Genomic DNA, 13,810 nt, shown 5'->3' on the forward strand with positions numbered 1-13,810 from the left:
ATGCCCGGCCCGGATGGCCGGTTGGTTTGGGTCAGGCAGCCGCACCGCTCGCGCATACGCTGCGCCACGATATGGTGCCCGAGCAGATATGACGCACACCGTCGCGTCCGCAGTTGGCCACCAGGTCAAGCCCGGTGACATAGGGGGTAAATTCGCCGTGGCGCTGGGAATAGGGGCTCAGCCGGTAGTCCATGTATTCCACCGCGACGCCGGCCCGCTCGAACAGTTCGTGATCCAGATAATGCTTCGCGCCATGCCCGGTCACGTAGCGTGTGGCGCCCAGCCGCTGGCATAGCGCAAAGACCCGTTGGCTGCTGTGGCCGGCTACGCCCAGCGCAGACGAATCCAAGAAGGACCTGCCGGCATCGAGCCCGAAGTAACGCGCCAGTGCCATGGTGGATGCGCGCGAGAGTTCCGACAGGTATCGCGCCGGCGCGGAGAACACCTCATCAACCAGCGCCAACATGTCCTGCACATATGGCGCACCGGCATAGGCATGGCGCAACAGGTCGCGGCCTTTGCCTCGCCAGTCGGTGCGATCGTCCAGCTCCAGCCCGCCGATCAGGCTGCCCAGGTGCCGGCCGCGCAACGGCACCGTCATCCAGCGCATGCCGTCCCGGGTCTTGACCTGCACCCGGCTGACACGGTTCGCCGGTCCGGTCGAGAACTGGACGTCATCGTAAAAGACGTATGTGTCGCTCAGCCGGATCTGCTCCAGCATGCCGACCCACGGAAAGAGCATGGGTTGGGAGATCACCAGGCTATGGTCCGCCTGCGGCACGTCAGGCACCCGCATGGTCCAGCATCCTGATCTCCGGCACGGCCACCGCGAAGCGCCCGCCCCACTCGCGCACATAGCCGTGCTGATCCCGCACCTCGTCCGCGATATTCCATGGCAGGATCAGCACGATGTCCGGGCGCGAGGCGCGCAACTGCGCCGGTGCGACCACCGGAATGCGGCTGCCCGGCAGGTAGCGGCCCTGCTTGGACAGCGCCGCATCGCAGACGAATGGCAGCAGGCCGGGGCGCACGCCGGCATAGTTGAGCAGCGTATTGCCCTTGGCTGCCGCACCGTAGGCCGCTACGCGGCGCCCCGCGCGCTTCTGCGCGATCAGGAACGTGAGAAGCGCATCCTTGACGGCATCCGCGCGCGCCTGGAAGTTCAGGTAGGTCGAGACCCGGCGCAAGCCGAAGGCTTCCTCGGCCTGAAGTAGCGTCTTCACCGCAGCGCTGGGCGGGCGCGCGTCATCGGCGTGGCCGCCATAGACACGCAGGCTGCCGCCGTGGGTCGTCAGCGTGTCGACATCCATCACGCGCAGCCCGGCGGACGCAAAGATCCGCTGCACCGTTTGCAACGACAGGTACGAGAAGTGCTCGTGGTAGACGGTGTCGAACTGGGTCTGCGCAATCAACTGCATCAGGTGGGGGAATTCCAGCGTGATCGTCCCGCCCGGCTTCAGGGCAGCCTTGAGCCCACGCGTGAAGTCGTTGATGTCCGGCACATGCGCAAAGACGTTATTGCCGGCGATCAGATCGGCCTGCCTGCCTTCCGACGCCAGCCGTTCGCCCAGCGCCTGCCCGAAGAACTCGCACAGCGTCGGCACACCGATGGCTTCCGCCGCCTGTGCGGTACTGGCCGTCGGCTCGATGCCCAGGCACGGAATGCCGGCAGCGACGAAGTTCTTCAGCAGGTAGCCGTCGTTGGAGGCCACTTCAATGACAAAGCTCTTCGGCCCCAGATCGAGGCGGCGCGTGATCTGGCTCGCGTAGGCGGCCGCGTGGGCCAGCCAGGTCTGCGACGTCGACGAGAAGTACGCATAGTCGCGGCTGAACAGCTCGTCGGCGCGTGCGTAGTCTTCGGTCTGCACCAGCCAGCAGTGCGAGCATACATGCAGCCTGAGCGGGAGGCAGGTTTCCGGCGCCCGCAGGTCGGACGCAGTCAGATAGGCATTGGAAGGCGGCGCGGACCCAAGGTCCAGGAATACATGGTCGAGCGCGGCATTGCAGTGGCGGCAATTCATGGCTGGAGGCCGGCAAAGCCGGCACTGAGAAGCGGATGGGAACGGTCGCGTGCCGAAATATCGGCCACGGGCAACGGCCAGCGGATGCCAAGCACGGGATCGTCGTGGCGTACCCCGCCTTCGGCCTGTGGCGTAAAGGGTGCAGTATGCAGATACAGCAGCTCGCTGTCGGGGTCGAGCACCTGGAACCCGTGCGCACAGCCTTCCGGAATCACGACCATGCGGGCATTGTCCGGGCTCAGCTCTTCGGCATGCCACTGCAGGAAGGTCGGCGATCCTGCGCGCAGATCCACCATCACGTCCCAGACGCGGCCGCGCAGGCAACGCACCAGTTTCATCTCGGCATGCGGCGCATGCTGGAAATGCAGCCCGCGCATCGCACCGGCTTCACGCGTGCGCGAATGGTTGGCCTGCATCACGCGGCGCGGGCCCAGCACCTCGGCAAGCGCATCCACGCAGAAGAGGCGCGCGAACGCGCCGCGATGGTCCGCAAAGGGCTCGCCCTGGACCAGCGCTGCACCCGGGATGGCAAGTGGAGTCAGCTTCATGCGGCCACCCAGTTCACGCCGGCGGCGGCCGCTGCCGCGATATATGCGTCCAACTGCCGGCGCGTCGGCGCGTCACCGTCAGCGTGTTCGCGATACCACGCAGCCGTCGCGGCGAGCGCCTGCCCGAGGTTCCAGGCGGGCTGCCAGCCAAGCCTTGACCTGGCCAGAGAGCTGTCGAGATACAGCAGGCTGGCTTCGTGCGGTTGCGGTGCATCAGACACACGCCATGCCAGCGCGGGCCAATGCACCTGCATCAGGGCAAGGACTGCCTCGACACTGCGGTTGTCCTGCGCGGCCGGCCCGAAGTTCCAGGCTGTCGCGCAGCCATGGTCGCCTTCCAGCAGCCGCTGGCCCAGCAGCAGGTAGCCGGCCATGCAATCGAGTACGTGCTGCCACGGCCGTGTGGCATGGGGCGAGCGGATCTCCAGCGTCTCGCCGCGGCTGCTGGCGCGAACGAGGTCGGGGATCAGGCGGTCTTCCGACCAGTCGCCGCCCCCGATCACGTTGCCAGCGCGGGCAGTCGCCAGCAGCGGTGCACCGTCTTGCGAGAAGAAGCCCTGGCGATAGCTGGCCGTGACCAGCTCTGCCGCCGCCTTGGATGCACTGTAGGGATCGTGGCCGCCCAGCCGGTCGCTCTCACGATAGCCCCAGGCCCACTCCTGGTTCGCATAGACTTTGTCGGTGGTGACCACCACCACTGCCCGCACGCAGCGATGGCGCCGGCAGGCTTCCAGTACGTTGGCCGTCCCCATGACGTTGGTCGACCAGCTCTCCAGCGGATCCCGGTAGGAGCGGCGCACCAACGGCTGCGCCGCAAGATGGAACACGATCTCGGGCTGGCTCCCCGCCAGCGCGGCATCGAGCGCAGGCAAGTCGCGCACATCGCCACGCAAGTCCGTGGCCGGCAGGCCCAGCAATTGCCAGTGACTGGGGGTCGTGGCCGGAGCCAGGGCAAAGCCGGTCAGCGTCGCGCCGAGCTGCACCAGCCACTGCGCCAGCCAGCTGCCCTTGAAACCGGTATGGCCGCTCAGCAGGACGCGCCGGCCAGCATAGATATTGTCGAACTGCCTCACGTCCAGACTTTCCATGGCGGATTGCCGCCAGCCCAGAGTTGCTCCAGATGGTTCTTGTCGCGCAGGGTATCCATCGCCTGCCAGAAGCCGTTGTGCATAAATGCCTGCAGGCTGCCCCGTGCGGCGAGCCGACTCATCGGCTCGTCCTCCCAGATAGTGGTGTCGTCGCTCACCAGGTCGATCACGGACGGATCCAGCACGAAGAAGCCGGCATTGATCCAGTTGCCATCCCCGGCCGGTTTTTCCTGGAAGCGATCGACCGAAGTGCCTTCGATCTTCAGCGACCCATAGCGTCCCGGCGGCTGGATCGCGGTAACCGTGGCCGGCTTGCCATGCGCGAGGTGGAAGTCGAGCAGGGCACGGATATTGATATCCGACACACCATCGCCATACGTGAAGCAGAACGGCTCCTCATCCAGGTATTCGCGCACGCGCTTCATGCGGCCGCCAGTCATGGTGTGTTCGCCCGTATCGACCAGCGTGACCCGCCATGGCTCTGCGTGGCGCTGGTGAACTTCCATCCGGTTGTGCTTCAGGTCGAAGGTCACATCCGACATATGCAGGAAGTAGTTGGCGAAGTACTCCTTGACCACGTACCCTTTGTAGCCCAGGCAGATCACGAAGTCATTGATCCCGTAGTGGGAATAGGTCTTTATGATGTGCCACAGCACCGGCTTGCCCCCGATCTCGATCATCGGCTTGGGCCGCAGGTGGGACTCCTCCGAGATGCGCGTGCCGAGTCCGCCGGCCAGGATCACCGCCTTCATGCCGTCACCTCTTCCCGCTGCACCTGGGTGCCGGCGATTTCATGGATCGACGGAACCGGCTGCGCTTCCAGGTAGGCAATATCCAGCCCGAATGCCTCATGCAGGAAGTCGGCGAGCGCGGTCTTGTCGTGGCCGCATTCGTCGAGTCGGGCCAGCAGCAGCCTGTACAGCGGCAGCGAATACTTGCGCAACGTTGCGCTCTCGATCAGCAGTTCAAGTGCGCCGACCTGGTCGCCCTGGCGATAGAGCAGCTCGGAGAGCGCATAGGCCACCAGCCAGTGCCTGCTCCATTTTGCAGAGATGTTCTCCAGTACGTTTTCCAGGGCGGAATGGTCGCCACATTCGAGCGCGGCAACCACCGCATGGATGATCTGCGGCAAACTGTGCCAGCGACCGCCGAAGAAGACGCCCTCTCCGGCCGGCAGCTCGATCTGGCCGGGCCGGCGATAGGTGCCTACCCACCGCGCCATCTGCGCCTCCAGCCAGCGGCAGTAGCCAGCCGCGTCGAACAGCGGGCTGCCTTCGAACATCGGCCGGATCGACTGGCGCAGCGCATTGAGTTCGCCGATGTCAGATACCAGCGCAACCGCGGTGTCCACGTACTGCGCTTCTGTCTCGCAAGCCAGCCCGTGAAGGCCGACTGCGCGCACGAAGGCCGTCGCCACACGCTCGTGGCAGGCATTGCCGGTCAGCGTGACAATGGGCACCCCCATCCACAGCGAATCGCAGGCATTGGCGCCCCCGGTCAGCGGCGCGGTATCGAGCACCACATCGATGTCGTGGTACAGCACGTACTGGTTGGCTGCACGACGGGGTACGCAGATGACGCGGTCGCCGTCGATGCCCGCCACGGCCATTCGCTCGAGCAGCGGCATCCGCACGGCATCGTTGTCCAGCCCCGCGCATTCCAGCAGCAGCCGGCTGCCCGGGCAGCGGGCAAGCACCGCGGCCCACAGGCGCAGCGTGCGCGAACTGATCTTGCCGAGGTTGATACAGCAGCCGAACGTGATGTAGCCATTGGTCAGCGCCGGCGTCGCACGGGGCCGATAGGCCGGCGCATAGGCATCCAGCGGCCGCCCGACCAGTGGGTGGTAAGCCACGCTGATCACCGGCGCGCGCAGCAGCTGCTCGCTATAGTTGGCCTCGTATCCTTCGGGATCGAGGACAGGGTCGGTGATGCGGTAGTCGATCTGCGGCATGCCGGTCGAGCCGGGGTACCCGATCCAGGTCACCTGGTTCACCGCGAGCCGGTGAGCCATGTAATACAGGGGGGTATTGCGCGTGTACCCGCCCAGGTCGAAGAGCACGTCCAGCCCGGCCTCGCGAACGGTAGCGATCACCTGCTCTGCGGACCGGCCGGCGACATCGATGAAGTGGTCCGCGTGATGGCGGATCTTTGCCGTGATGTTGTCGTGGTGGCCGTTGAGACTGAATACGAACAGCTCAACGCGGCTGTGGTCGATATTCGCCACGAACGGCACGATGAAGTAGGCGCATGCGTGGGCATGCAGGTCGTTGGACAGCAAGCCCACGCGGATGCGGCCGTTGTCGGCCGGCACAGGCAGCGGCCGATCCCCCATGCCCGGCGGCGTCATCAGTGCGGCGCACTGCCGGGCCTCCGCAAGCAGCCCCGATGCCGTCGTCGATTCATCGAACAGCATCGTGAACATCAGGTTGAAGCGAACCAGTTCCGATCGCGGCGCCCGGGCCACCGCCTGGCGCAGCACGGCCACGGCGCCAGGGACGTCTCCGGTTTCTTTCAGTGCGTTCGCATAGTTCGACAGAACGCGCGCATCGCCCGGGTTCAGCTCGAACGCCTTGAGCGCGGCTCGCTTTGCGGCATGGTAGTCCTGCAGGCTGTACAGGATTGCGGAATAGTTGGACCAGGCGGCCCATTGCGAAGGATCACGCGCGAGCACGGGTTCGATGATCGCCTTTGCCTGCCCGAAATCTCCAAGGTCCAGCAGGATCTCGGCGGCAAGGATGCGCGAGCGGGAATCGTCCGGGAATCTCGCCATCGCCGCTTCCGCGGTCTCGCGAGCCGCGGCGGCATCCCCCAGGCTCAGCTTGCCGAGTGCCAGCCAATACCAGGCTTCCGGATTCATGCCGTCGATCTCGCGCGCACGTTCGGCCTGGCGAATACAGTCGCCGAAGCGCTGCGCGGCAAAGCTCTCCCCTGCCTGGGTCAGGTAGCGCGACGCCCGGGACGCGTGTTTGTTCTTCTGCATTGGGTAGCGGCGGATGTTGGCCGCAAGGGCGCGGTGCCCCCTGCACCGCCGGATTCCCTGCGATTTATGCCGTCAGACTAAAGGCGGGCCGCGGGCCGTCATCAGACGAGCTTGACCGGAAATCCGGCTCTGTTCCCTGAATGGCGGCCCTGCGCCAGCGCAGATCATCGTGCCATGCCGGCATTGCGGCAGCCCGCCGCACGACCGCAACCTGGAGCCCGAACCCCGTGGAGTTGATCAACCACACGCGCGCAAGCCTGATCGAGTACGTCTGCGCGCAAATTGCCACGTTCTTCCCCGACCGGGCCGAAATCAGGCCCGCGATCACGCGCAATTTCAGCGAAGCGATGGGCAGGGTGGAGCGATGCTTTAATGGCAACCGCATCTGGCCGCAGGGAAAATTCAACTACCTGCATTCGGCCCAGTATTGCCTCTTCCTGTACTACCTGGCCAACACGATCTGGCGCAATGAAGAAGACGCCGGGTCAGCCACGCGCCTCTTCCTGCTCAACAAGGCGCTCAATGGCATCGACATGTTTTATGAAATCCAGATGCCCGACATCTTTGTGCTTGGGCATTCGAGCGGGATCGTGCTCGCCAAGGCCACCTATGGCAATTACCTGGTGCTGCACCAGCACTGCACGGTCGGGCGCAACCATGACGTAGCGCCGGTGCTGGGCGAAGGCGTAGTCATGTACCCGGGCAGCAGCGTGATCGGGCGCAGCCAGGTGGGAAACCGTTCCGTGATCTCGATCGGCACGCAAGTGGTCAACCGCGACACGCCCGGGCATTGCATCGTCTTCGGGGGCGATGGCGGCAACCTGGTGTTCAGGCCGCCGACCGTGAACCTGATCGAAGACGTATTTCGCGTCTGAGGCAAGGCACGCCGCCGGGCACGGCGGGATGCGCTCCACAGGCCAAAGCGACACAGCCGCCCGTGTGGCGGCTGTGTCGCTTTCCAATACGGGTCGGGCGGCTTACACCGCCATATTCATCATTTCCTGATACGCCGCCACCAGCCTGTTCCTCACCTGCACCCCCGTCTGGAACGACACATTGGCCTTCTGCAGGTCGATCATCACGTCATTGAGCGCCACGCCCGGCTTGCCGAGTTCGAACGCCTCGGCCTGGCCGTAGGCGCGCTCCTGCGCGGCGTTGATGCGGCCCAGCGAGCGCTGCAGCTCGCCGGCGAAGCCGCCGCCGACCGGGGCCGCGGACTGGCTGGCGGTGTTGCCCGAGGCTACCTGGGACATCCCGCGCAGTTGCTGCAGCATGCCCTCGATGGAAGAAATAGTGGTCATTTGGCTCGTCGGTGGCTCGTCGGTGGCTCGTCGTATGGCGGCGTACCGGCTCGGTTCGTCTTGTGGCGCGCGCCCCCTTGCATCACATGCCAGCCTGCCGGCAAGCACGCCTCGGGCGGTTCGCACCCAGTTTCAGCCCCCGCAGAGTACCCGCCGCCCGCGTCGGTCCATGGGCCGAAATCGGACAAAAAACCGGGTCTATTCACCGGATTGTCGGGCTCAAGTCTGGCCGATCATTGCCACCGTGCCGGAAAAGCGCGGGTTATCCCCCTGTGCGGGTGCCGGCAATCACCAGACAACCATCGATTCGGGAGTACGCGTGTTTTCTCTCCAGCGTAATGTGAGCCGTGCCGTGAGCCGAGCCGACGACCAAGGCGGTCCGCATCGCCCGTGCCGTCGCGAGCGTCGCGGCACCGGATCCGGAGCACGCGCATGACCGCGGCAGTGGCACTGCCCGGGCGCCCGGCCGAAATGCTCGAGCGCCTGAAGGCCAACCCGAAGCTGCCGCTGATGCTGGCCGGCGCGGCGCTGGCCGCCGCCATCGCGGTGGGCGTGCTGTGGTCGCGCAGCCCGGACTACAAGGTGCTGTACAGCAACCTGTCCGAGCGCGACGGCGGCGCGGTGCTGCAATCGCTGCAGCAGATGAACGTGCCGTACAAGTTCGCCGAAGGCGGCGGCGCGGTCATGGTGCCGGCAGAGAAAGTGCATGAGACACGCCTGCGCCTGGCTTCGCAGGGCCTGCCCAAGAGCGGCACGGCCGGCATGGAACTGATGGACAACCAGAAGTTCGGCATCAGCCAGTTTGCCGAACAGGTCAACTACCAGCGCGGACTGGAGGGCGAGCTGGCGCGCTCGATCGAGTCGATCGCCGCGGTGCAGTCCGCCCGCGTGCACCTGGCCATCCCCAAGCCGACGCTGTTCGTGCGCGAGCGCCAGAAACCGACCGCATCGATCGTGCTGCAGCTGTACCCGGGGCGCGCCATCGATGAAGGCCAGGTCGCGGCGATCGGCCACCTGGTCTCGTCGAGCGTGCCGGAACTGACGCCCAAGTCGATCTCGATCGTCGACCAGCACGGCAACCTGCTGTCGAACACCGGCAACGAGCGCATGCTCGACGCCACCCAGCTCAAGTATGTGCAGGCGCTGGAGCAGAACTACCTGAAGCGCATCGAAGCGATCCTGACGCCGATCGTCGGCAAGGACAACGTGCGCGCGCAGGTGACCGCCGACGTGGATTTCTCCATCGTTGAGCACACCGACGAAAGCTACAAGCCCAACCAGGACCCGACCCACACGGCCATCCGCAGCCAGCAGACCAGCGAATCGACGCAGCAGGGCGCGACGCCCCCGGGCGGCGTGCCCGGTGCGCTGTCGAACCAGCCGCCTGCTGCCGCCGCCGCGCCCGTGACCACGCCGCAGACGCCGCGCGCGGGCCAGGCGCCCGGACAGGCCGGCGCCCCGGCCGCCGGCCAGCCAGGCCAGGCGGCGCAGGGTGCCACCTCGACCGCTTCCAGCGGTCCGAGCAGCAACCGCCGCGACTCCACCGTCAACTACGAGCTGGACCGCTCTGTGCGCCACGTGCAGCAGGCACCGGGTGGCGTGCGCCGGCTGTCGGTGGCGGTGGTGGTCAATTACCGCCAGCAGGCCGATGCCAAGGGCAAGCTCGTGGCCGAACCGCTGCCGCCGGCGCTGCTGGCGCAGATCCAGAACCTGACCAAGGAAGCGATGGGGTTCTCGGCCGACCGTGGCGACTCCATCAATGTGGTCAACAGCCAGTTCACCACCGAGCGCGAAAAGGCAGAGCCCGAACTGCCCCTGTGGAAGCAACCCGACATGATTGAACTGGGCAAGACCCTGGCGGGTTACCTGCTGCTGGCACTGCTGGCCATGTTCGCGTGGTTCAAGGTGGCGCGGCCGATCCTGCGCCGCTACACCACGCCGCCGCTGCCGGCGCCGGAGGCCAGGGACGAAACCGAGGCGGTGCTGCTGCCGCCGGAGGAACCGGCCAGTCCGGAAATCCTGCGGCTTGCCGCCAAGTATGAAAGCGACCTCGCGCTGGTGCGCGACGCCGCACAGCGCGACCCGCGCCTGGTCGCCAGCGTGATCAAGAACTGGATTGCCAATGACAACCGCTAAGGGCATCTCTGAATCCGGCCTGCAGAAGAGCGCCGTCCTGATGATGGCGATCGGCGAGGATGCCGCGGCCGAGGTGTTCAGGCACCTGTCGCAGCGCGAAGTGCAGGAGCTGGGCTCGGCCATGGCCACGCTCAGCTCCGTCACCCGCGAGGAAATGGCCGAGGTGCTGGGCGAGTTCCGCGCCGAAACCGAGCAGTACCTGGCGCTGAACGTGGACTCCAGCGCCTTTATCCGCAGCGTGCTGAACAAGGCGCTGGGCGAGGAGCGCGCGCAGTCGGTGATCGAAGACATCCTGGAATCGCGCGATCCGGGCGGCGGCATCGACTCGCTGAACTGGATGGACTCGACCGCGATCGCCGAGCTGATCCGCGACGAGCACCCGCAGATCATCGCCACCATCCTGATCCACCTGGACCGCCAGAAGTCGTCCGAGGTGCTGGGGCTGTTCACCGACCGCCTGCGCAACGACGTGATCCTGCGTATCGCCACCTTCGGCGGGGTCCAGCCGGGCGCGCTGCAGGAACTGACCGACGTGCTGACCAAGCTGCTGGCTGGCCAGAGCCTGAAGCGCAGCCGCATGGGCGGCGTGCGCACCGCGGCCGAGATCATCAACCTGATGAGTACCGCGCACGAAGAAGCTGTCATCGACGGCGTGCGCCTGCACGACGGCGACCTGGCGCAGAAGATCATCGACGAGATGTTCCTGTTCGAGAACCTGCTGGAGGTCGACGACCGCGGCATCCAGCGCGTGCTCAAGGAAATCGCCACCGAGTCGCTGATCGTCGCGCTCAAGGGCGCGCCGCAGGAACTGCGCGACAAGTTCATCCGCAATATGTCCACGCGCGCCGGCGAGATGCTGCGCGAGGACCTGGAAGCGCTGGGCCCGGTGCGCGTGTCGCAGGTCGAGGCCGAGCAGAAGGCCATCCTGCAGGTGGTAAGACGCCTGGCGGATGCGGGCGAAGTGCAGATCGGCGGAGGCGACGATGCCTATGTCTGAGGCAAACCCTGAGCGCGGCCAGGCCGCACGCCGCGCACAGCGCGGCGACCCGCTCTCTTCCCTTGCCGGCAACGGCATGGCCGCCGATCCTGGCGGCTTTGCGCCGTTCGAGCCGCCGCGCCGCGCGCGTGGCGGCGCGGCGGGCTGGCAGCGCTGGCAGATGGGCTCGCTAGATCCCCGGGATACCGAGCCGCCAGAAGCCCTGGCCGCCATGCCCGCCGAACCCGCACCGCCGCCGATCGACTTCGAGGCCCTCGACGCGATGCGCGAAGGCGCGCGCAAGGAGGGCTATGCCCAGGGCTACACCCAGGGCCAGACGCAGGGCTACGGCGACGGCCACCGCGAGGGCTATGCGCGCGGCCTGGAAGCCGCCCGCAACGAGGCCGCGCAGTTGCAGGCGCTGGCCAGCAACTTCCGCAGCGCGCTAGGCGGGGTGGACGACCAGGTCGCGCGCGCGCTGGTGTCGCTGGCGCTGGACGTGGCGCGCCAGCTGGTGCGCTCGACGCTGGCGGAAGACCCCTCGGTATTGCTGCCGGCGGTACGCGAGCTGTTGACCAGCGAGCCCGCGCTGTCCGGATCGCCCAGGCTGCTGCTGCACCCCGACGACGTGGCGCTGGTGGAAGCCCACCTGCACGGCGAACTGGCCGCCGCCGGCTGGACCGTGCGCGCCGATCCGTCGGTGGCGCGCGGCGGCTGCATCGCCAGCGCCGCCAGCGGCGAGCGCGACGCCACGCTGCCCACGCGCTGGACCCGCGTGGTCAAGGCACTGGGCCGCGACGATCCGTGGGAGCCGCCGCATGCCTGACACCACCGCGCAAGCCTCGCCCACGCCAACACCGGACCCAGCACTGGCCCACACGCAACGCTGGGTCGGCGCGCTGAACAATGCCGCGGCCGGCATCGCCGGGCTCGACAGCAAGCGCAGCTGCGGCCGGCTGACGCGCGCCGCCGGGCTGGTGCTGGAAGCCGTGGGCCTGCGCCTGCCGGTGGGCAGCGACTGCCTGATCGAACTCCCGGCTGGACAGTTCACCACTGACAGCAACGCCCCGCGCACCGCGGAAGCGGAAGTGGTCGGCTTTGGCGCCGACCGCCTCTACCTGATGCCGCAATCGGACGTGGTGGGGCTGTTGCCGGGTGCGCGCGTCTACCCGCTGGAGCCATCGCCGCAACCGGCCGGCATCACCTCGCCGCGCGAGCCGGGCTCCAAGCGCCTGCCGGTCGGCGCCGGGCTGCTGGGCCGCGTGCTGGATGCCGCGGGCCGGCCGCTCGACGGGCTCGGGCCGCTCACCGCCGCCATGGAAGTGCCGCTGGCCGGCGAGCAGATCAACCCGCTGATGCGCGCCCCGATCGAGACCGTGCTCGACACCGGCGTGCGCGCCATCAACGGCATGCTGACCGTCGGCCGTGGCCAGCGCATGGGCCTGTTCGCGGGCTCGGGCGTGGGCAAGAGCGTGCTGCTCGGCATGATGGCGCGCTATACCAGCGCCGACGTGATCGTGGTCGGCCTGATCGGCGAACGCGGCCGCGAGGTGAAGGAATTCATCGAGAACATCCTCGGCCCCGAGGGCCGCGCGCGCTCGGTCGTGGTGGCCGCGCCGGCGGACACCTCGCCGCTGCTGCGCATGCAGGGCGCGGCCTATGCCACGCGGCTGGCCGAGTACTTCCGCGACCAGGGCCAGCATGTGCTGCTGATCATGGACTCGCTCACGCGCTACGCCATGGCGCAGCGCGAGATCGCCCTGGCCATCGGCGAACCGCCCGCCACCAAGGGCTATCCGCCCTCGGTCTTTGCCAAGTTGCCGACGCTGGTCGAGCGCACCGGCAACGGCCCCGAAGGCGGCGGCTCGATCACCGCGTTCTACACGGTGCTGACCGAAGGCGACGACCAGCAGGACCCGATCGCGGATTCCGCGCGCGCCATCGTGGATGGCCATATCGTGCTGTCGCGCAGCCTGGCCGAAGCGGGCCACTACCCTGCCATCGACGTCGAAGCGTCGATCAGCCGCGCCATGACCGCGCTGATCCCGAACGAGCAGTTCGGCTCGGTGCGCCGCTTCAAGCAATTGATGTCGCGCTACCAGCGCAACCGCGACCTGATCAGCGTGGGTGCCTACGTGCCGGGCAACGACCCGGAACTGGATCTGGCGATCCAGCTGCACCCGCGCATGGAAGCCTTCTTGCAGCAGGATATCCACGAGCGCGCCGGCTACCACGACGCCATCGCCCAGCTTCACCGCCTCTTCGACAGGAGTGAGCATGCTCAAGCATTCACCGCTTAATACGCTGGCTGACCTGGCCCAGACCGATACCGACACCGCCGCGCGCGAGCTGGGGCGGCTGCAGGGCTTGCGCACGCAGGCGGAGCAGCAGCTCAACCAGCTCACGCAGTATCGCCAGGAGTACCGCGCGCGCATGCAAGTGGTGGCCGCCGAAGGCATGACCTCCAGCCGCTGGCAGGATTTCTCGCGCTTCCTGGATTCGCTCGACCACGCCATCCGCCAGCAAGGCACTGCGCTGGCCAAGGCCGAAGCGGACCTGCTGGCCGGCCGCAACCGCTGGCAGCATCAGAAGCGCCGCCTGAATTCGTTCGACACGCTGATCGCGCGCGCCGAAGCGAAGGAAGACCAGGTCGCCGCGCGCCGCGAGCAGCACGCCAACGACGAATACGCCGCCCGCCTGGCCCGCACCACGGCCAGCCGCCTGAGCGAAGCCTGAGCATCATCGGCCAGGCCACACCCG

At 67.1% G+C, this 13,810-nt stretch carries 13 protein-coding genes; 6 read left to right on the plus strand and 7 right to left on the minus strand.

The features are described 5' to 3' along the window. Nucleotides 1-31: 31 nt before the first annotated feature. Genes DN412_RS28130 through DN412_RS28155 form a run of 6 tightly spaced genes read right to left on the minus strand, consistent with a single transcriptional unit; the run spans nucleotide 32 to nucleotide 6,637 of the window. Nucleotides 32-796: a WbqC family protein gene (locus tag DN412_RS28130; protein WP_115214572.1), complete on the minus strand. Its 765-nt coding sequence runs from the start codon at nucleotides 794-796 to the stop codon at nucleotides 32-34. After that, on the minus strand, nucleotides 783-2,021 hold the full coding sequence (locus DN412_RS28135; protein ID WP_115214573.1) for a class I SAM-dependent methyltransferase: 1,239 nt from the start codon (nucleotides 2,019-2,021) through the stop codon (nucleotides 783-785). The genes DN412_RS28130 and DN412_RS28135 overlap by 14 nt, the downstream gene beginning before the upstream one ends. Continuing rightward, entirely contained in the window at nucleotides 2,018-2,569 is a 552-nt protein-coding gene (locus DN412_RS28140; RefSeq protein ID WP_115214574.1) for a dTDP-4-dehydrorhamnose 3,5-epimerase family protein, read from the minus strand. Before DN412_RS28140 ends, DN412_RS28135 begins: the two co-directional genes overlap by 4 nt. Further along, nucleotides 2,566-3,657: a CDP-glucose 4,6-dehydratase gene (rfbG, locus tag DN412_RS28145; RefSeq protein ID WP_115214575.1), complete on the minus strand. Its 1,092-nt coding sequence runs from the start codon at nucleotides 3,655-3,657 to the stop codon at nucleotides 2,566-2,568. The genes DN412_RS28140 and rfbG overlap by 4 nt, the downstream gene beginning before the upstream one ends. Continuing rightward, nucleotides 3,639-4,409 (minus strand): glucose-1-phosphate cytidylyltransferase, encoded by a 771-nt coding sequence (gene rfbF / locus DN412_RS28150; protein ID WP_115214576.1) that lies wholly within the window; start codon nucleotides 4,407-4,409, stop codon nucleotides 3,639-3,641. Before rfbF ends, rfbG begins: the two co-directional genes overlap by 19 nt. Continuing rightward, complete coding sequence (locus DN412_RS28155; protein ID WP_115214577.1) at nucleotides 4,406-6,637, minus strand: O-linked N-acetylglucosamine transferase, SPINDLY family protein; 2,232 nt, start codon at nucleotides 6,635-6,637, stop codon at nucleotides 4,406-4,408. Before DN412_RS28155 ends, rfbF begins: the two co-directional genes overlap by 4 nt. Before the next feature lie 227 nt (nucleotides 6,638-6,864). On the opposite strand from DN412_RS28155, the gene DN412_RS28160 reads away from it, so the two are divergent. Beyond that, nucleotides 6,865-7,512 carry an LbetaH domain-containing protein gene (locus DN412_RS28160; protein WP_115214612.1) on the plus strand — a complete coding sequence of 216 codons (648 nt, stop codon included), beginning with the start codon at nucleotides 6,865-6,867 and terminating at the stop codon, nucleotides 7,510-7,512. 102 nt (nucleotides 7,513-7,614) lie between these two features. On the opposite strand, the gene fliE is transcribed toward DN412_RS28160, so the two are convergent. After that, nucleotides 7,615-7,938 (minus strand): flagellar hook-basal body complex protein FliE, encoded by a 324-nt coding sequence (gene fliE, locus DN412_RS28165; protein ID WP_115214578.1) that lies wholly within the window; start codon nucleotides 7,936-7,938, stop codon nucleotides 7,615-7,617. 432 nt (nucleotides 7,939-8,370) lie between these two features. Here fliE and fliF point away from each other — a divergent pair, with 432 nt between their 5' ends. The 5 genes from fliF to fliJ are packed head-to-tail and all read left to right on the plus strand — an operon-like array spanning nucleotide 8,371 to nucleotide 13,786. Then, entirely contained in the window at nucleotides 8,371-10,074 is a 1,704-nt protein-coding gene (gene fliF / locus DN412_RS28170) for a flagellar basal-body MS-ring/collar protein FliF (protein ID WP_115214579.1), read from the plus strand. Continuing rightward, nucleotides 10,061-11,071, plus strand: a complete 1,011-nt coding sequence (gene fliG / locus DN412_RS28175; protein WP_115214580.1) for a flagellar motor switch protein FliG — start codon at nucleotides 10,061-10,063, stop codon at nucleotides 11,069-11,071. Before fliF ends, fliG begins: the two co-directional genes overlap by 14 nt. Then, nucleotides 11,058-11,876: a flagellar assembly protein FliH gene (gene fliH / locus DN412_RS28180; protein WP_115214581.1), complete on the plus strand. Its 819-nt coding sequence runs from the start codon at nucleotides 11,058-11,060 to the stop codon at nucleotides 11,874-11,876. Before fliG ends, fliH begins: the two co-directional genes overlap by 14 nt. After that, nucleotides 11,869-13,350, plus strand: coding sequence for a flagellar protein export ATPase FliI (gene fliI / locus DN412_RS28185; RefSeq protein ID WP_115214582.1), 1,482 nt, complete (start codon nucleotides 11,869-11,871; stop codon nucleotides 13,348-13,350). The genes fliH and fliI overlap by 8 nt, the downstream gene beginning before the upstream one ends. Further along, the gene (gene fliJ / locus DN412_RS28190) at nucleotides 13,328-13,786 is read left to right on the plus strand and encodes a flagellar export protein FliJ (protein WP_115214583.1); all 459 of its coding nucleotides are present in this window, start codon (nucleotides 13,328-13,330) and stop codon (nucleotides 13,784-13,786) included. Before fliI ends, fliJ begins: the two co-directional genes overlap by 23 nt. Nucleotides 13,787-13,810: the final 24 nt, after the last annotated feature.

The organism is Cupriavidus lacunae, from assembly GCF_003353055.1.
Taxonomy (GTDB): domain Bacteria; phylum Pseudomonadota; class Gammaproteobacteria; order Burkholderiales; family Burkholderiaceae; genus Cupriavidus; species Cupriavidus lacunae.